The following is an 18,777-nucleotide window of genomic DNA, read 5'->3' on the forward strand; positions in this document are numbered from 1 at the left end:
GTTTCGGACCCTGATCGTCCTCGTCGCAAGGAGTTCCGGTGCGTCTTCGACTTGTCCTTTCTGTTGTCAGCGCCGCGGTGGTGCTGGGCGGACAGCTGACTTTGGCCGGCTCGTCGCCGGCCGGTGCCGTGCCGCCGACCGCGAAACCATCGCCACCTCCGTCGTACCCGGCCGATTCGCTCCGCGCGCTCGCCGCCGGCGTGGGCCTGCGCGTCGGCACGGCCGTGAACCCGGATCTGCTGGGCACCGACGCGAAATACACGCGGATCGCCGCGGAGCAGTTCTCCTCGATCACCCCGGAGAACGCGATGAAGTGGGCCGAGGTGGAAGCCGTCCGCGGGACCTACACGTGGGAGAAGGCCGACCAGGTCGTCGCCTTCGCGAAGAAGAACAAGCAGTTGGTACGCGGCCACACGCTCGTCTGGCACAACCAGCTGCCGGCGTGGCTGTCCTCCGACGGCTACACGACCACCTTGTCGAACGACGAGGTGAAGGCCGCACTGAAGAAGCACATCTTCGACCAGGCGCGCCACTTCAGGGGCGACATCTGGCAGTGGGACGTGGTCAACGAGGCGTTCGACGACAACGGCCAGCCCCGCCAGACGATCTGGTACAAGGCGTGGGGCGGCACCGGCTACATCGCCGACGCGTTCCGTTGGGCGCATCAGGCCGACCCCAAGGCCCTGCTGTTCTACAACGACTACAACCTCGAGTTCACCGGAGTGAAGAGCGACGCCGTGTACGCGATGGTGCGCTCGCTCCAGGCGCAGCGCGTGCCGATCCATGGCGTCGGATTCCAGGGTCACCTCTCCACCCAGTACGGCTACCCCGACCTCACGAACAACCTTGAGCGCTTCGCCGACCTCAAGCTGAAGGTCGCCCTGACCGAGGTGGACGTCCGTACGCAGACCAAGCCCGACGCCGTCAACGAGCCGGTGGACGCGCTCGCCCCGTACGCGCAGGAAAGCTACTGGTCCCGCACGCTCAAGGCGTGCCTGGCCGTTCGCGCCTGCATCTCGTTCACGCCGTGGGGATTCGGCGACGCCTACTCGTGGGTGCCCGGCTGGTTCACCGACCCGCAGGAGGGCGCCGCCCTGATCTACGACGAGCAGCTGAACCCGAAGGGCCAGTACGACGTCTTGCAGCAGGACCTGGCACTCGCCTCCGGCGCCCCGCGCCGCTGAGCACACGACCGCTGCCGCCGGCGCGCAGCCGGCGGCGGCGGCCGATGCTCCGCTGGTCGCGCGCGGTCGGCTCGTCGCGCTGGAAGTCGGTGAACCGCTTATCTCCACTTACTTTTTTGTAAGTTACTAATGGCCATGTTGGCGAAACGCGGACCATCGAAGACTGTTGTCGACATGCCAAAGAACCCTCTCCGCTTCGGGTTGAGTCTCGACCCGGACGTGGCGCATGCCAACGACTCGGCACGGCTGGCCTCGGCCGCTGAAGAGGCCGGACTCGACTACCTGGCCGTGCAGGATCATCCCTACCAGGCCGGTCACCTCGACAGCTGGACCTGGCTGACCCATCTGGCCGGGCAGACCCGGCGGATCGGGTTCATGACCGACGTCGCCGATATGCAGCTGCGGCCTCCGGCCATGCTCGCCAAGGCTGCGCTCACCTTCAACAGGCTGCATCACGGTCGGCTGGCCTTGGGCGTCGGCGGCGGCGCGTTCGCCGACGGCATCGCGGCCATGGGCGGCACCCGCCGGAGCAACCGCGACATGGTGACCTACACCGAAGAGGCCTTGCAGGTGCTGCAGCCGGCGCTGGCCGGCGACTTCGTGCGCCTGCACGGTGCGCAGCACCGGATCGAGGGCTATCAGGCCGGGCCCGCCGCGGCCGTGCCGGTGCCGGTGTGGCTCGGCGCTCAAGGTCCGCGGATGCTGGCCGTGACCGGCGGATACGCCGACGGCTGGATCTCGCCGCTGAACATCTACGTGAAGCCGGACGAGGTGCCGGCCAAGCAGAAGATCATCGATGAGGCGGCCCGGGCGGCGGGCCGCGACCCCGCGACGATCAGGCGCGTCTACAACGTGATCGGCATGATCGGGCCGGCCCGGGGTGTACCGGGCCTGTCCGGCGGTGTCGAGCAGTGGGCCGACACGCTGGCCGACTGGTCCACCCGCCTGGGTTTCGACACGTTCATCTTTTGGCCGGTCGCGGAATCACAGTCTCAGCTCGAGCTGTTCGCCGGCGAGGTCGTCCCGGCCGTGCGGGAGCGGGTGGCCCGATGACGCCGGCGACTCTTCCGAAGGAGCTGGACGGCAAGGTTGTGCTGCCGTCCGACCCGCGCTACCGGCTCCTGCGCTCCACCTACACCAAAGTGTCACGACCCGCGATGGTGGTGCTGCCGCAGAGTACCGCCGATGTGGTTGTCGCGTTGCGGTACGCCCGCGACAGCGGCCTGCCGATCGCTGTGCGCAGTGGGGGACACGGCATGTCGGGGCGCTCCTCGAACGACGGCGGCGTGGTCATCGACCTGTCCGGGCTCAACCAGGTACGCGTCCTCGACCGCCGGGCCCGGCTGGTGCGCGTCGGCGCCGGAGCGCGGTGGGCCGAGGTGGCCCAGGCCCTCAGTCCGGCCGGGCTGGCGATCAGCTCCGGCGACCACGGCAACGTGGGCGTCGGTGGCCTCGCCACCGCGGGCGGCGTGGGCTGGCTGGTCCGCGACTACGGTCTGACGATCGACCACATCCGGGCGGCCGAGGTGGTGCTCGCTGACGGACGCGTCGTGCGCACCGACGCCGAGCACGAGCCCGACCTGTTCTGGGCCGTACGCGGCGCCGGCGCCGGCGTGGGCATCGTCACCGCGTTCGAGATCGAGGCCACCGAGCTGAGCGACATCACGGTCGCCCAGCTGACCCTGGCGGTCGCCCGGGACGGGAGCACGCTGACCCGATGGGCGGAGCACCTGGCCCGGGCGCCCCGTCAACTCAGTACGGCGGCCATGCTCATGTCCCACGGCCGGCAGGCGATCCTGTCGCTGACCGCCGTGTACGCCGGGACGGACGCCGGGCGTATGCGCCGGGCCGTCACGCCACTGCTGAAGATCGGCGCGTTGCTCGATGAGAGCACTCAACGCGCTCCGTACGCGGCCTTGGTGTCACCCGCCCACCTGCATCCGAACCTCGGCCAGCAGCCGGCCAACACCACCAACGGCCTGCTGCCCACCATGACCCCGAACGCCGCCCAGGCCGTCACCGCGGCCGTGACCGGACCGCATCCGGCGTTGATGCAGTTGCGATCGGTCGGCGGCGCCGTCAACGACGTGGCCGCGGACGCCACCGCTTACGCCCACCGGGACGCGACCGTGCTGGTGGTCGGCACGGTCTTCGCACCCGGCGACCGGACGGCACTCGACCGCATCTGGCGTCCGGTCGGCGCACATACGCGGGGCGCGTACGCGAATTTCGAGAGCCGCCTCGACGCGGCGGCCTTCCGCCGCTTCTACCCCGGCGCCACCGGCGACCGCGTCCTGGCGCTATGGCGGCGCTACGACCCGGACGGCATCTTCCGTTCAGCCTTGTACCCGGCCGAGTTGTCGTAGAGGAGTACTCACCCCGGTTTCCGTCCGATCTCGCGGCCTGACGGACGGTGCCGGCTGACCGGCCCGCCGATGGCTCGCCGGCGGCACTCGTCGAGATCGGGGACGAACCCCGCGACGGCGAGCAGTCTCCCGCCTGGAGGCCGGAGAAATACGCGAAGGCAATGGACAATCTCGTCCGCTACAACGTGACGCTGATGCCGGAGGATTTTCCGCAATACGCCGCTGGAGGCAACCAGCGGTCACCGCACGCGAATAGGCGATGTCACCTATCGGCGCTGGTCCAGGGCCCTGCCGATGAATTCGCGCCGGTGCGGCTGAACTCAACCGGGCCGCTTTCGTCGTACGAGGTCGAAGGCGTGTCTTCACTCGCCTCTTTCCGGGCCGACCATCGGAGAACTGATGACAAATGCCGACGGTAATGCAATCAACCGCCGACTTCTGCTGAAGAGCGGATTAGGGCTGGCGGCGGCCGGTATGGGCGTGGCCGCGACCACCGCCGCCGCGCAACCGGCCCTCGCCGGCGGAAGCGGCTCCCGGCCGCTCGAACCGGGGGAGCGGATGATCGCTGTCCCCGGTGGCAAGGTGTGGGTCAACGTCGTCGGCACCGGTCGCGGAGTGCCACTGTTGACGCTGCACGGCGGGCCGGGAGCGGGTCACGACTATCTGGAGCCGCTGGCTTCCTTGGGCGACGACCGGCAGGTGATCTTCTACGACCATCTGGGCTGCGGACGGTCGGACAAACCGAACGATCCGGCGCTGTGGACACTCGAGCGATCCGTCGCGGAGGTTGCCGCCGTACGCTCCGCCCTGGGGCTGGGGAAGGTGCACCTGTTCGGGCATTCGTTCGGCGGCTGGCTGGCCATCGAGTACCTTCTGCGCCGTCCGCGTGGTGTGGTCAGCGGGGTGCTGGCCAGCACGTCCGGCAGCACGGCGGAATTCGTCGCCGGGACCAAGCGGCTGCGGGCGACGCTTCCGCGGGAAACTCAGCGGACGTTGGACTATTACGAAGCTCGTGGCGATTACACCGCACCTGAGTATCTGGCCGCGGTGCAGGTCTTCTACGACAACTTCCTGTACCGGGGCAAGGAGTTGCCGGACGCCCTGTTGCGGACCATTGCCAATCTTGACGGCAACCAGGTCTACGCGACCATGAACGGGCCCAACGAATTCGTGGTCACCGGCAACCTGGCTCCGTGGAACCGCACGTCCCGGCTGCGCGAGCTGAAGCTGCCGTTCCTGTTGACCCGTGGCCGTTTCGACGAGTTCGAAGTGCGATGCCTCGACGGCCTCGAGAACAGGCTGCCCCATTCCGAGCGGGCCGAGTTCGCCAACACCGCCCACTTCGCCTGGCTCGAAGACGAGCGCGCCTACATCGCAACCCTACGTTCTTATCTGCGTCGCCAGGACAAACACTGCTGATTCGCGACGACGTGAAGGGCTTGATCGAGGTGGTCAAGGCGGGCGCGGTGCAATACACGTAGCGCAACGTGAGCGGTGGCTGGGGGTCAAAGGGCGGCGGCGGTTCGCCCTTCGGCCCACTGGCTTGGCGGTGGACGTCTCGATCGGCCAGCCACGTGGCTCGGCCACACGCGCGGGCGCGGGCGGGCGGCCGTTTTCGGGATCCCCGGCCGCCCGACCTGAGGCAGCGCCGGCCTCACCCCAGGGAACAAGAATGCCGATTGATGGGAATGCGAGCTCAACGGCGAGGTCATCAGGAGCGTCCTAGAGGAGAGCACGCTCTACTGAGGAGAGAAGTTTGAGGATCGTATCCCGCACCGCGTCCGCGCTCGCGGCGGCGACAGTGTGTGTCCTGGGGGTGTCGTCACCCGCGTCGGCGGTGCCGGCCGGCCCGGGCCGGCCGGCCGCCGACGATGAACCGATCGTCGAGGATGTCTGGGTCGAGGCGCCGCTGGACAGCGACAACGACCACCGGCCCGACCGGGTGCACTTGAACATCATCCGCCCCGTCGAGACGGATCGGGCCGGTCAGAAGGTCGCCTCGATCATCGACGCGTCGCCGTACTACGGCGGCTTTCTGGACGTGCCCTACCACAACGTCGACGTCGGCAGCCTGCCGCAGCAGAGCTCCGCCTCGGGCACCGAACGCCGGCGGCATGACGACCGCGTCAGCATCAGAAGCCATCTCGTTGCCCGAAGCTACGCTTCGATCATCATGGACAGTCTCGGCACTGCGGGGTCGACCGGGTGCCCCGATGCCGGAGGCAAGGACGAGACCGCCGCCACCATGGCGGTGATCGACTGGCTCGACGGCAAGGGACGGGCCTACGACGCCGCCGGCAAGATCGTTCGAGCTACCTGGTCGGCTCGGTCGGTCGCCATGTGGGGCGCATCGTACGACGGCACCCTGCCCATCGCCGCTGCGGTCACCGGGCGGTCGGCGCTGAAGGCGATCATCCCGATGTCGGCGGTCACGAGCTGGTACGACTACTACCGCGCCAACGGACTGGTCGTCGCGCCGGGCAACTACCAGGGCGAGGACCTGGACATCATGGCCAGGGCGGTGCTGACCCGCGAGCACCCCGAGGCCTGCGCGGCAGCCATGGATCGGCTCGAAGCTGAGCAGGACCGCGTCTCCGGCGACTATTCCCCGGTGTGGGCGGAACGCGACTATGCGGCGCGGGCCGGTCAGATCAAGGCTGCTGTCCTCGTTGTCCAAGGATTACGTGACTGGAACGTCAAAACTCAACAGGGCATCCGCTTCTGGGAGGCGCTCGGCCGCGCCGGCGTCGATCGGAAGCTTTGGCTCTACGACGGCGGTCACGGCGTCGCCAGGTCTTCGGACTTCTGGGAAACCGTGGACCGCTGGCATGAGCACTACCTCTACGGCGTCGACAATGGTGTGGACCGCGAGCCGCCGGTGACCTTCGAAGACGCGAACGCCACCGTGACCGAGCGGGCGACCAGCTGGCCGGTGCCCGGGTCGAAGCCGGTCACCGTCCCACTGGCCACCGGCCCGAACCGCGTCGACACCTTCACCGACAACGGCCGCACCGTGACGGCGGAGGCACTGATCGCCGATCCGTCGGCGGCGCATCGGCTCATCTATCGCCGTCCGCCCCTGACCAAGCCCGCACGGCTCAGTGGTACCCCGTATGTGACGCTGACCGCGAGCATCGACAACCGCACCGCCGCCAACCTGACCGCGCTGCTGGTCGATTTCGGACCCGGCGGATCCGCGCCCGTGGTGGTATCGCGCGGCTGGATGGACCCGCGGAACCGGATTTCGGCACAGATCTCCCAGCCCGTGGTCGCCGGGCAACGCTACCGTCTGCGATGGAACCTGCAGCCGAAGGATTACGTGTTCCAGGCCGGTCATCAGATCGGTCTGGTGGTCATCTCCACTGATCATGACTACACGCTGCGGCCGCTGCCCGGCACCCGCATTTCCGTAGTGCCGACGGCCAGCCGCGTGGAGCTGCCCCTGGTCGGAGGTCGCTCGGCTCTTTGATCGCCCGTCGACACATCACTGTCCGTCACCCGCTTGACGAAACCAGCCCGTGAGCGAGGCGGATACTCAAGGGAATCTCCGCTGGCCGGGAACGAACCTCGGACCCGGCGAACCGTCTGATCAGACGTGCCCACGTCATGGAAAGACCGCGTCCGCGACCGGCCCTGGGTCCAGTTGATGGTTCTGGCCATCGCCCAGTTCATGGTTCTGCTCGACGTCACGATCGTGAACATCGCCCTGCCCGGCATCGAGGAGCTCGGGTTCTCGTCGACTGCGGCGCTCCAGTGGGTCGTCAGCGCCTATGCCCTCGTCTTCGGAGGCTTCCTGCTGCTCGGCGGTCGTTTGGCCGATCTACTAGGGCGGCGCCGGATCTTCCTGGCCGGTCTGCTGCTGTTCGGGCTCGCCTCGCTGCTCGCCGGGCTGGCCTCCACTCCCGCGCAGCTCATCGCGCTGCGCGGGGTGCAGGCCCTCGGTGGCGCGCTGCTGTCGCCGGCGGCGTTCGGCATGGTGACTCTGCTGTTCCCCCACGGCCGGCGGCGAGCCCTCGCCCTGAGCATCTGGGGCGCCCTGGCCGGGCTGGGCGGGACCTTCGGTGCCATCCTCGGCGGAGTCCTGGTCGACCAGTGGTCGTGGCGCTGGATCTTTCTGGTCAACGTGCCGATCATCGCGATCGTCATGGCTGCGACGGTCCTGCTGCTGGCCGAAAGCCGGGCAGCGAGCGAGGCGAAGCGGAGCTTCGACATCGCCGGGGCGTTGTTGAGCACGGCGGGGTTGCTCCTCGTCGTGCTCGGCGTCATCCGGTCGGACGCGTCGGGATGGCTGTCGGTCGAGGTGATCGGCCTGCTGGGCGGGGGAGCCCTGTTGCTCGCTCTGTTCGCCTGGGTCGAGCAGCGGTCGGCCGGGCCGCTGGTGCCTCTCTCCTTGTTCCGTACCCGGACGATGAGCGGCTCGACGATCGCGCTGACCCTCAACGGCGGCGCGTTCCTGATCCTGTTCTTCCTGGCGTCGATCTTCTTCCAGCAGGTAAGGCACTATTCAGCGCTCGGAGCCGGGCTGCGGCTGTTGCCGATGGGCATCACCGGCATCGTGGGTGCCATCCTCGCCGCCCGCCTGGTGAGCCGCTTCGGAACCAAGCCGGTCCAGGTGGGGACCTCGGTCCTGGCCGCGGCCGGGCTGGTGCTGCTGTCACGCGCGGACGCTGACAGCAGCTACACCCTCACCATGATGCCGGGCCTGGCCCTGTTCGGGGTGGGTGTCGTGGGCACCCTGACCGTCGGCCAGATCGTCGCCGTCGCTGACGTATCACCCGACCTGGCCGCGACAGCCTCCGGGGTGATCAACACCGGTCGTCAGGTCGGCGGCGCCGTGGGCGTCGCCGTGGTGACGACCGTGTCCTCCGGGCACGTCACCGCCCTGCTCGGCGACGGGGCCACCACTACCGAGGCGCTGGTCGGCGGGTTCCAGTGGGGCCTGCTGGTAGCCGCGGCATTCGCCGTCGCCAGCGCGATCGCCTCGGCCCTGACCCCTCAGGTCCATGTCCGGTCAGCGGCACCCCATACGCCTCTGGCATTGACCAGCGCATGATATGACGCCCAGCACCCGCGGTGCCGATGAACTGCCGGACGGCCGCCGCGTCTGCAACAACATGGGGCCACACATCTACGCGAGACCTTGGGCCGAGGGCGATCTGCAGCGTCTCCAAGAGGCCGAGTCCTCCTTCTCCGTGAGCACGCTGACCAGTCGGTTCCTGACCGGCAACACCCGGCTGCCGCCGGTCTACCTCGCCCGGCTGCGCCGCCCGGTGTCTTCCAGCCGGAGCTGGCTGGGTCACGTGGCCTTCGTCGACGGCAAGCTGATCGGCATGGCCGAGTGCGCGTGGCCGGCCGACTCTTCGCAGCCGGGCGATCTCGCCGTCCTGGTGGCGGACCGCTGGCAGCGGCGTGGCGTCGGCCGGTTGGTCGTCAACGGCCTGCTGGACCAGGTCGAGGCGGCGGGGATCACTCACCTCGAGGCAGTGGCCGACGCTGTGAACGTGGGTTGTCACGCCTTGGTTCGCTCGATCGGCCGGGAAGGGAACCGATCGGACGATTGGTCGGTACGTTCGTGGGTTACCAGCGGTCAACGGCACTTCGAACTTCGACGCCGGCGCGTGCCGGAGACAGCGGACCACGGGCAGTGGCTGCCTTCTCCCAGAGTCACCGTGGACAGTCACAGGTCGCGCCCGCCCGCGTTGCTGCGGACATGGAGGTCGGCCGGGCTGTTCACAAGGCGGTCGGCCTGACCAGGGTGCGTGTCGCCGGTCATGTCGAAGCGAACCGATGAGAACACCGTACAGTCGAACAGGCTTTGCCTCTTAAACCAAGGCGCCGGGTACGGCGAGGCGCCACTCGAGCATTCCGGCAAGGCCGAGGCGGCCCCGCCGAGAGACGCTGGGGACCCGGTGGCGGCCGCCGGGCTGTCTCCAGCGGTCGCCACCGTGGGTCGCGTGCGGACCGACGTGAAGCTCGAGGTCATCCGGAGTCGAGCTTCACGTGATGGATCAGCGGCTCAGGCGGCCAGCTGCTGCAGGAAGTGCGAGATTCCGACCTCGGCCCAGTGCTCGACGATGCGCCCGTCACGGACGACGTCGACGGTGGTGCCGGTCATCGTGGCCGTCCTGCCGGTGGACGGAACACCGAAGAATTCGGCCTTCTGGGTGCCGGTGACGGCGAATCGGGTCGCCACCTTGTCCCCCTCGCGGACCTGGTCGAGGACCTGCACTCGGATGTTGTCGAAGGAGTTGAACAACCCCTTCTCGGCGGCCAGCCACGTCGTACGGGTGAGTTCGAACCCGGAGGACGGGTGGATGATCAGGTCGGGGGAGACGTAGGTGTCCCAGGTGCGGTCCAGGTCGCCTTCCTCGAAGTCGGCCCAGAACTGCTGCAGAACGGTCTTCGGATCCATGGTGTACCGCCTTCTTAGGAGATTCGCTACCTGGGCACGGACCTGGATCAGGCCCGGCTTCGGCGCTTCCGTTCCTATTGACGGGAGTGTTGCCGGTTCGTTCAAACCGGGTGTGTGGGGTCACCGAGCATGAAGAATGCCGTGGTATCACGGCCATGGGCTGCCTTCGACGGGCGTAGCGCGCCACATCCGGGCGACCTCTGCGATGCTGACCGGTATCCCGCCGTGGGCCAGGTGATCCGAGAGTAGCCGCGCCCCGAACGCCTCGGGCGCGGGTCCAGCGTCGAGATGATCAGCTCGGATTCGTCGATGATCGCCTGGCCGGCCCGAACGAGGCAGATCGGCGAGCGCGTTGATCCCTCCGGTCTCGTATCGAGCTCGCTAGGCGATCACCGGCTGCTTGCTCCTCCCGACCTGCCGTCCGATCTCGACGTTGGGCGAGCCTTGCGCCGTCGGCGACACCATCCGGGTCCGCTGGATATGACCAGCCAGCGACATCGACGAGCGCGTCAAATCCGCAGACGCGCACCATCACCAGACGCGGAACCGACGGCGCAGCAACTGACATGCCGCATTGAGCCTTTTTCACCGTGACGGTGCAGGCCACGGCAGGGGCGGGTGCACTGCAGTCGACATAGGACGGGGCTGCCGGCAAGACAGCAGTCGGCCAAGATTCGATGCCCCAACCCCGGAACGTCGCTGTGCTGTTCAAAAGGCACCGCTACCGGCTATTTACCAACAGTTACCTCGGGTGGCGTAGGAGATCTTGTCGTTGATGTAGGCGGGGACCTGAGGCACGTCCCAGCCCGGGTATACCTGGTACTTATTGCCCGTGGCGTTCACGTTCTCCCAGAAGCACCATGAGACAGAATCGTGATTTCGGATGGAGGAGATCTTGTCGTTCAGATAGCCGGCGGGGCGCCATTGCCAGCCATCGAAATAAGGTCCCAGGTTGACTATGTCGGCCGAGCTGTGTTGTCCGGATGCGCCCTCATAGCCAGCGTTTTCGTCGTAACACAGCCGATTGTTGCACGGGGTCACGGCTTGGGCTGGTGAGGCAACGACAGCGCCTACTCCGAGGGCGCCTAGGGCTACGGCTCCGAGTACTGCCGTTCGCCGCCTGATTCGGTTCATGACTGGAACAGTCCTTTCCTGCTTGCCAAGATAATTAGCCGCTGATCTCGTAGGTGTCGTCGGCGCCGTAGACCGCCCACTTCAGCGGCGGATCAAGGTCAAGGTTTCCCGCGCGCAGAAAGACCCGCTGCTCGGTGTCGATGCGGCCGGTCTCGGCGTGGGCTTCTTCCTGCCGCATGACCTTCTTGCGGGCGTCCAGGAAAGCATTGAGGTAGGCGACCTCGTCGCCGCCCTGCGCCGGCGATTGAGCCTGCTTGAGAGCCGCTTTGCGAATTCCCCCGAAGCTCGATCCGTCGTCGCCCGGACCGTGCATGACGATGGCGTCGTAGTAGATGAACTGGCCGAGCGCTCGGAGCCCGTCGGCCTTGGCCTGCGCGACCGAAGGGTCGAAGTAAACGGCGTCCCTTTCCTCGTTCTGCGCTTGCTGGAAGACCGGATCCTTGGCCGCCGTCCGCCACGCGTTGACCAACTTGCTCCCTAGACCCGCATGAGAAGCGGTGCCATCGACCTTCTCAAGGGCGGGCAGGAATGGCGACAGCACGTTACCCGGCTTTCGAAGCTCGTACAGTCGGACGACCTCGAGCATGTCGCCGGTGCCGGAGCAGAAGCCGATGATACCCGCGGTGTAGCCGCGGCCGTCGCCGATGTCCTCGATGTAGGCATACTGCGCCTTCCAGTTGAGCGACGAGTTTTCCGCGCTGGAAACAATTTCCATCGCGATTTCCTTCTTCGCCGGATCGTCCAGGCCGACGCTTCCCGTGACCTGAACGGCCCGAGCCCGAGACGGGCTCGTGGCGGCCTCGGCCGTGAAGCGGACTGTTACGGGGAGGCCGATGGCGACGGTAGCCACGGCGATTACGCTGATCACCTTGCGGGGGGCGCGCATTGCTGAAGAAGCCTCCGAAACTGCCGGGACGGGTGTCCGGCAGATCGAAGCACTGATGACTATGAAAGAGAAAGCAACTTAAGACGTTCTTGAGAATATTTCGCGGGCGGGAAATTTCACATCCTTATCTTCGATATGCAATGAACTTTGCCGCGCCTTCTCCGTTTCGGTCCATTATCGATGCGCCGGCGAGGGCGCGTGATTTCTTGGGTGGCCGTGTTGCTGGTACTTTCGGCTGCGGCAGGCTTTGCCGAGAGTGACCCACCGCGGCCCTCCGTGCGGACGAACCACATCTGCTTGTGCCGCCAGCAGCGCGGTCGGCTCCTACCCGGCGGCCCTCCTGCCTGTGGTGGCACTGTGCTGATTCGCCGTGGTAGCGGTGTTGACTGTTGAACCGAGCCCAGAGGCGGACGCAGCCAAGAAAGTTGGTCGAGCGTGTGCACAACCGCCGTGCGGCAGGAGTCATAGAGACGTAGCGCTCGGAAGTCGATCCGCTGAGGGCTGACGACAGTTCGGGCGTACCCGTCCACCATTTTGAGACGGATGGATGACTCTCAAGGAGCAACAGTGGAACACGACCACCGGCTCAGCGACGCAATGGCCGCGTACGAGCACACCAACTATGACGTCTTGGCATTAACGGCAAAGGTCGAGTCCTTGGCCGGCAGGTACCGGCGCCGTCAGGTGTTCCTGCGGTCAACGGCCGGTGTGGTGATCGGCGCCAGCCTGTTCGCCGGTGCCTCGTACCTCCATGGTCACAACGATCAACCGATGTCGGCGGCTGGTGCGGTCACGGTGGCCGCGCAGGCTGAGCCGAGTCCGGATAAGGGGTTTCCGGATTGGTTGAGCGAGTCCGACCGGGTTGCGATCACCCGGTTCTCTGCCGCCGGATACGACTATGCCGATGCCGCCAGGCTGGCAGTACTCTGGAAGACGGAGAACATCACCGCAACTAAAATCGAGGCGGGCGAGCAGCTTCTTGACAAGCGCCCCCTCCCGTTCCCTCCGACCTCGCAGGTTTATGACGGTCAAACACCTGAAGAAGCGGCCATGGTCGACGCGTTCTTCGCGCGCGGCTATGACTTCGGCGATGCCCGGCAACTGGCCAAGTTGTGGAAGAAGGCGTCGGCCTACGAAGCCAAGGTCGAGGCGGGAAAGAAGCTCCTCAATGGTGAAACTCTTCCTCTCCGGCCGTAACACGTTCGTACGACGGCCCAACGATTTCTGCCGATGGGGCGGACGGTGCCATGAGAGGCACTGGTGCTCTTTCAGTGGTGGCGGTGGGTGAGGTCAGTTGAGAAGACTGCGGTGGCGGAGCAGGGTGAACCCGGCTCCGCCGTGCATCTGGCGCATGATGCGTTTGGTCTTGGCGTTCACGCCTTCAAGTCCAAGCTGCGAGTGTCAAGAGCTACCGGGAAGTTGCCGCTACATCGCGCGAGGTGAGTTCGGCACTGTCAGCCGAGCATCTGTGCCGAAGCCGTCGAGGTGGCCGACCTGACCGATTTGACCGACCTGACTGGCTGTGAGTCCTTGCTGTTCAGGGCTCCGCCGGTCGAAGCCCCGGCGGCCTTGCCGGTGACCGCGGCCAGCCCGTCCGGAAGCTCGAACTGCAGGCGCCGGGCGCCGGTGTCACGCGCCGACGTGGATGCCGGGGCGGCGGTCCGGGTCGGCTTCGTGTTCGCGGATGATCTCGCGGGCGACGGGGGCGGTGTCGCCGCGGCCGAGCAGGAAGTAGCGGATCATGTGCACGAGTGGGCTGCCTTCGGCCCAGGCGAAGTAACAGTGCGGGCGTACGCCGGTGGTATCGCGCAGGGCGAGCAGGATCGCGGCGATGGCGTTGGGTGCGGCGTGCCTCACCTGCCGCTTCTTCGTCCCACGAGTGCACCCGGACCAGCCCGACCGGCCCCACCACTGCAAGTACGTCGACGTCCCGTTCGGCGACGCCGAACTGTGAGTCACCTGCTCCTACCACGAACCGCCCACCGACGCCTGAACCCGATCCGGCAGAACCGGCGCCCTTCGCCGCTGTTCCGCCGTCCCGTGAGTCATTCGCAGACGGTGCTGCCCCCGGCGCGGTCGTGACGTCGTTGGCCTTCCGGAGCGCGTTTCCTCGGTCCGCCGCCGCTTCTCCCTCTGCCGCCGCTGCCCCATCACGTCGTACCAGGGCAACGAGGGAGCTGGAGCGCGGCGGCGGAAGCGGCGTCCGCAAAGGCCGGAGGAAATTGTCCACGGGTTCGCGGCCACCATCTTTGCGAGGCACCCGCGCAGGCTGCCGGAGATGATCAACGACCCGCGATGGCCCGAACGGCCCTCCGAGGTCAGCTGGTCAGGCGGCTAACAGGTGGCTCCGTGCAGTGGTCACTGGAGTGTGAACTGCTGGTTGGGCCGTCCGTTGCAGTCGTAGATCTGAACCTGCTGCCCGTTGCCGGTTCCCCACACGTCGAGGCAGCGGCCGGACTGGGCGCCGGTGACGGTGCCGTTGGTGTTGACGTTCCACTGCTGGTTGCTCTGACCGTTGCAGGCGTAGATCTGCACCGCCGAGGCGTTGCCGGAACCGGCCGCGTCCAGGCACATGCTGCCGTACACCTGAAGCTGCTTGCTCGCCGTGTAGGTCCACTGCTGGTTGGCCTGGCTGTTGCAGTCGTAGAGCTGCACCCTCGTCCCGTTGGTGCGCGCCGCGTTCGGCACGTCGAGGCACCGGCCGGACTGGGTTCCCACGATCTTGTTCGCGCCGCCCGAGGGCGGCGGGGTCGTCGTCGGCGGCGGGGTCGATGTCGGCGGGGTGGACGGCTGGTCGAGTCCGAGGAAGGAGATGGCGTACGCGATCTGGCCGCTCATCGGAAGCTGGTGGCCGACGCCGGAGATGCTGATCCCCTCGACGGTCGCCCGGGTACCGGTGTCACCGTAGCGGGTCCGGGTCCACGAGGACTGCGGGCGATCGGTGTACGCCGGCGTCTGCGACAGGCCGTGCAGGTTCGTCCACTGCTTGATCTCCTCGCCGAAGTTGGGGTAGGCGAGCGTGGTGTCGGTGGTGCCGTGCCACAACTGCATGCGCGGATAGGCGCCGGTGTAGCCCGGGTACATGGCTCGGGCGGTGTCGCCCCACTGCTGGGCCGTTCGGCTGATGTTGCCGCCGGAGCACTGGCTGTTCCACATCGACCCGTCGCTGGTGGCGAAACAGCCGGCCGGTACGCCCGAGAAGGCCGACCCGGCGCTGAACACGTCCGGGTATTCGGCGGCCAGGACGTTGGTCATCATGGCGCCGGAGGAGAACCCCGACACCACGATGCGGGAGGAGTCGATGCTCGGGTATTGCGAGCGGGCGTAGTCGACCATCGACTTGATGCCGGTGGAGTCGCTGCCGCCGTTGCGCCGGAGCCCGGCGGCGGTCGACACGTCGAAGCAGCTGCCACTGCGGGTGGCCTCGGGCAGCACCATGATGTAGCCGTAGCGGTCGGCCGCGGTCACGTAGTCGTGGCCGTTGCCGTTGAAGACGGCGCTCGCCGAACCGCTGCAGTAGTGCACCAGCACCAGCAGCGCCGGCCGGGGCGCGAGGTTCGCCGGCACGTAGATGTACATGTTGAGGTTGGTCGGGTTGGTGCCGAAGTTGGTCACCCGGGTCAGGCTCGCCGCCATCGCCGGGGAACCGGACACCAGGATCGCGGCGAGACCGGCGACCAGCGCCATGCCGGCCGCCAGCAGGACACTCAAGAGGCGCTTCATCAGACCTTCTTTCGACGACGGGATGCCGGCTCGGTCAGTTCAGGCTGAATCTCTGGTTGGCCTGGCCGTTGCAGTCCCAGAGCTGGATCTGCTGGCCGTTGCCGGTGCCCCACACGTCCAGGCAGCGTCCGGATTGGACGCCGGTGATGGTGCCGTTGGAGTTGACGTTCCACTGTTGGTTGGCCTGGCCGTTGCAGCTGTAGATCTGTACGGCCGAGCCGTTGCCGGAGCCGGCGGCGTCGAGGCAGCGGGATCCGTACACGGTCAGTTGTTTGCTCGAGGTGAGCGTCCAGGTCTGGTTGGCCTGGCCGTTGCAGTCGTAGAGCTGTACCCGGGTGCCGTTGTTCTGCGAGGAGCCCGGCACGTCGAGGCATCGGCCCGACTGCGCGCCGACGATCCGGTTGGACCCGGTGGGCGGGGGCGTCGTGGTGGGCGGAGGCGTCGAACCGTCGCCCGGGATGGTCGAACACTTGACGTTCGACCGGACGATGCCGGTGGTGTCCTTGACACTCGGGCAGAGGAACTGGCTGTAGCGGGTGTCGTTGTCGACGAAGATCTTCAGCCACTCGATCTGGCTGCGCAGCTCGATGTCGTTGGGCCGGGTGAAATAGAGATGGTCGGCGTTGGCGAGCTGGAGGTACGCGCCGGGCGTCGCCGCCGGAAGGGTCGGGTAGAGGCCGTCGAGGTAGGACGGCGTGACAGTGGTGTCGTTGATCCCGCCGATGATCATCGTCGGCACGGTGTCCGAGGCCAGGTTGCCGGACGGCTTGAACGGCGCGAGGCCGATGGCGGCCTTCAGTGACGGGCGCTGGGTGGCCGCGTACAGGGCGCCGCCGCCGCCCATCGAGTGGCCGATGACCGCCAGCCGGTTGCGGTCGACCCGGTCGCGTACCGCGCTGGAGTTGGTCAAGTAGTCCAGGGCGGCGAGCAGTTGGGTACCGCGGGCGGCGTCGTAGTCGTTGCGGCTATTGGTCTCGACGCCGATGACGACGAACCCGAAGGACGCCAGCCGCGGGCCCATCCAGGCTTCCTCGTTGGCGAACAGGGCGGTGTATCCGGGCACGATGGCGACCGCGCCGTACGTGTGGCTGGTGTCGGTGGGGTAGTAGATGAAGCCGCCGTTGAAACCGTTGCCGGGCGGCACCGTGATCTGGGCGGTGGCGAAGGACCCGTACTGGGCGGCGACGCTGGCCACGGTGGGATCCGGTCCCCGCTGGTAGGGGTTGTCGGCCGCCGCGCTCGCCTGCGGGATCGTCGCGATCATGCCCACCGCGACGGCGGCCGCCGTGACGATGGCCCCGACCGCGGTCCGCATTCTCGACGACCGTCCACGACGTGTACTCGTCTCCACGGCCTCTCCCTTCTCGAGCAGGGCATGGATGCATCTCAATGTGTGAGCGATGCTAGGCGCAGCGATCACCAGTGAACAATAAGTTTCGGAGATGTTTCGTAACTTTCTCTCGGCAAAGCGGACAAGCGCGCAGCTCAGCTGCCGAAAGTGTGGGCCGAGGCCGAGATTGGTCGTGTCGCAGCTTTTGAAATCTTCCGGAAGTTTTCCGGAGAAAAGATGTTATGGCCGAGAGCGGTTCGAGTCGTGAGGCTGAGGCGAGTTTCACGGGACGGCGGCATCCGTGACGCCATACGTTTGGGGCCATGAACGCCCTGGAGCTCACCGACTATCGCGCCGCCGTCGCCCGGATGTATCTGGCCGACACCGACCTGAAGGAGTTCCGCGCCCAGCGCGATGAGCTCTTCGGTTCGCACCCCCAGTCGGCCATCCCGCCGGAAGCTCGCGCCCAGTTCCGCGGACTGCGCTACCTGCCGCCGAACGACGGCGCCATCGTCGAAGCCACGCTGCGCCCGGCTGATGGCGAGATCGACATCGACACCGGCGGCGAGGACGGCGTCGTTCACTACAACCGGGTCGGCATCCTCGAGACGCCACTCGGCGAGCTGTCCCTCTGGTGGATCAAGGCCTACGGCGGCGGCCTCTTCCTTCCGGTTCGCGACGGCCTGTGCGGCCACGGCGCCTACGGCGGCGGCCGCTACCTCACCGACACGGTCAAGGGCACCTTCGGCCGGGGCCTTCAGATCATTTCCGGTACGCGGGTCAAGCTCGACTTCAACTACCTCTACAACCCGTCCTGTGCCTACGACGACGCCTGGCAGTGCCCGCTGGCCCCGATGGAGAACCGCATCGACGCCACCATCGAGGCGGGCGAACTGACGTACCACTGAGGCGCCACTGGGGTGGTCAGCGTTGGATGGTGCGGATCGACTCGGCGTCGTCGCGGCCGCCGCCGGTAGCCGTGGGACGTGCCCATCGCGCCGGTCCGATTCGGCCGACTTCCAGGCCGCCGAGTTTCGCCGTACGTATGTCAAGCGTCCTGGTTCTCCCCCTTCGCGCGGTTCACGCGGCGACCCGGCCCAGGAACGCGGTGAGGTTGGTGGCCAGGCGCTCGACCTTGTCCTCGAGGGAGATCGTCTCGGGCAGGCGGCCGCCGGGGCCCGGATCACGCTTGCCGCGAAGGTAGAGCGAGCAGCCGAAGTCGTTGCAGAAGTAGCTTCCGACCGAGTCGCCGCGCTTGCCGGCCGCGCCGGCCCGCGGCGCCACCATCAACGAGACGCCGGCCAGTGGGCTGACCGTGCACATCGAGCACATGCTGCGCCGCATCCGCTCGGCGCCGGCGCTCGGGGTCCGCAGAACCAGCGCCTGGTCACCGGCGACGAGGTAGGCCCGCTGCGGGGCGCGGGGATCTCGCCAGCCCAGATAGTCGAGTTCTTCCCAGGGCTGGTCACTCAGGTCACGTGGCACGTACAGGCGCTTGGCCTCGCCTTTGCTGCAGTTCACGAACGCGGCACGGATTTCCTGCTCGGTCAGCGGCTTCACGCGCTCCACGGTACGTCTGCCTAAACGCTTTAGGCAAAAGAAAAAATATCATAGGCTGTCGGCGGCGCCGAGCCTCGCCCGCGACCGCCGCAGGCAGACCGCGCCGGCGCTGTGCGCCGCTCCGGGACGCCTGAGGCGCGCGTCGTCCTCGCTGACCCGTGCGCCCTGCTGGTGGATCTCGC

15 protein-coding genes and 1 pseudogene are annotated in these 18,777 nt (G+C 67.2%); 9 read left to right on the top strand and 7 right to left on the bottom strand.

Annotated features, from left to right (window positions below; translation table 11 throughout):
• Positions 1-38: 38 nt before the first annotated feature.
• From ACGFJ7_RS40900 to ACGFJ7_RS40930, 7 genes are all read left to right on the top strand, one after another.
• Positions 39-1,184 (top strand): endo-1,4-beta-xylanase, encoded by a 1,146-nt coding sequence (locus tag ACGFJ7_RS40900; protein ID WP_360256838.1) that lies wholly within the window; start codon positions 39-41, stop codon positions 1,182-1,184.
• Positions 1,185-1,358: 174 nt separating this feature from the next.
• Complete coding sequence (locus ACGFJ7_RS40905; RefSeq protein WP_392647375.1) at positions 1,359-2,237, top strand: LLM class flavin-dependent oxidoreductase; 879 nt, start codon at positions 1,359-1,361, stop codon at positions 2,235-2,237.
• Complete coding sequence (locus tag ACGFJ7_RS40910) at positions 2,234-3,550, top strand: FAD-binding oxidoreductase (protein WP_392647378.1); 1,317 nt, start codon at positions 2,234-2,236, stop codon at positions 3,548-3,550. The genes ACGFJ7_RS40905 and ACGFJ7_RS40910 overlap by 4 nt, the downstream gene beginning before the upstream one ends.
• Before the next feature lie 399 nt (positions 3,551-3,949).
• On the top strand, positions 3,950-4,969 hold the full coding sequence (locus ACGFJ7_RS40915) for a proline iminopeptidase-family hydrolase (RefSeq protein WP_392647381.1): 1,020 nt from the start codon (positions 3,950-3,952) through the stop codon (positions 4,967-4,969).
• 397 nt (positions 4,970-5,366) lie between these two features.
• Entirely contained in the window at positions 5,367-7,019 is a 1,653-nt protein-coding gene (locus ACGFJ7_RS40920; RefSeq protein ID WP_392647384.1) for a CocE/NonD family hydrolase, read from the top strand.
• Between the two features lie 126 nt (positions 7,020-7,145).
• Positions 7,146-8,603, top strand: coding sequence for an MFS transporter (locus tag ACGFJ7_RS40925; RefSeq protein WP_392647385.1), 1,458 nt, complete (start codon positions 7,146-7,148; stop codon positions 8,601-8,603).
• Between the two features lie 61 nt (positions 8,604-8,664).
• Positions 8,665-9,300 carry a GNAT family N-acetyltransferase gene (locus ACGFJ7_RS40930; protein ID WP_392647494.1) on the top strand — a complete coding sequence of 212 codons (636 nt, stop codon included), beginning with the start codon at positions 8,665-8,667 and terminating at the stop codon, positions 9,298-9,300.
• A 266-nt stretch (positions 9,301-9,566) separates the two neighbouring features.
• Here the strand turns inward: ACGFJ7_RS40930 and ACGFJ7_RS40935 are convergent, their stop codons facing one another.
• The 3 genes from ACGFJ7_RS40935 to ACGFJ7_RS40945 form a co-directional block, all read right to left on the bottom strand.
• Positions 9,567-9,962, bottom strand: a complete 396-nt coding sequence (locus ACGFJ7_RS40935) for an ester cyclase (RefSeq protein ID WP_360256821.1) — start codon at positions 9,960-9,962, stop codon at positions 9,567-9,569.
• A gap of 732 nt (positions 9,963-10,694) precedes the next feature.
• Positions 10,695-11,096, bottom strand: a complete 402-nt coding sequence (locus ACGFJ7_RS40940; RefSeq protein ID WP_360256819.1) for a peptidase inhibitor family I36 protein — start codon at positions 11,094-11,096, stop codon at positions 10,695-10,697.
• 34 nt (positions 11,097-11,130) lie between these two features.
• A complete protein-coding gene (locus ACGFJ7_RS40945) occupies positions 11,131-11,946 on the bottom strand; it encodes a chitosanase (RefSeq protein WP_392647388.1) in 816 nt (271 codons plus the stop codon).
• Positions 11,947-12,549: 603 nt separating this feature from the next.
• On the opposite strand from ACGFJ7_RS40945, the gene ACGFJ7_RS40950 reads away from it, so the two are divergent.
• On the top strand, positions 12,550-13,179 hold the full coding sequence (locus tag ACGFJ7_RS40950) for a hypothetical protein (protein ID WP_360256815.1): 630 nt from the start codon (positions 12,550-12,552) through the stop codon (positions 13,177-13,179).
• A 432-nt stretch (positions 13,180-13,611) separates the two neighbouring features.
• On the opposite strand, the pseudogene ACGFJ7_RS40955 reads toward ACGFJ7_RS40950, so the two are convergent.
• The 3 genes and pseudogenes from ACGFJ7_RS40955 to ACGFJ7_RS40965 form a co-directional block, all read right to left on the bottom strand.
• Positions 13,612-13,830: pseudogene (locus tag ACGFJ7_RS40955) on the bottom strand (amino acid transporter); the annotation flags it as partial.
• Positions 13,831-14,340: 510 nt separating this feature from the next.
• The gene (locus ACGFJ7_RS40960) at positions 14,341-15,705 is read right to left on the bottom strand and encodes a PHB depolymerase family esterase (RefSeq protein ID WP_392647389.1); all 1,365 of its coding nucleotides are present in this window, start codon (positions 15,703-15,705) and stop codon (positions 14,341-14,343) included.
• Between the two features lie 34 nt (positions 15,706-15,739).
• Positions 15,740-17,020, bottom strand: coding sequence for a ricin-type beta-trefoil lectin domain protein (locus ACGFJ7_RS40965; protein ID WP_360256811.1), 1,281 nt, complete (start codon positions 17,018-17,020; stop codon positions 15,740-15,742).
• Positions 17,021-17,358: 338 nt separating this feature from the next.
• On the opposite strand from ACGFJ7_RS40965, the gene ACGFJ7_RS40970 reads away from it, so the two are divergent.
• The gene (locus tag ACGFJ7_RS40970) at positions 17,359-17,943 is read left to right on the top strand and encodes a DUF1684 domain-containing protein (RefSeq protein WP_392647390.1); all 585 of its coding nucleotides are present in this window, start codon (positions 17,359-17,361) and stop codon (positions 17,941-17,943) included.
• A gap of 172 nt (positions 17,944-18,115) precedes the next feature.
• On the opposite strand, the gene ACGFJ7_RS40975 is transcribed toward ACGFJ7_RS40970, so the two are convergent.
• A complete protein-coding gene (locus ACGFJ7_RS40975) occupies positions 18,116-18,595 on the bottom strand; it encodes an FBP domain-containing protein (protein ID WP_392647392.1) in 480 nt (159 codons plus the stop codon).
• Positions 18,596-18,777: the final 182 nt, after the last annotated feature.

It is taken from the genome of Actinoplanes sp. NPDC048988, from assembly GCF_043197815.1.
Taxonomy (GTDB): domain Bacteria; phylum Actinomycetota; class Actinomycetes; order Mycobacteriales; family Micromonosporaceae; genus Actinoplanes.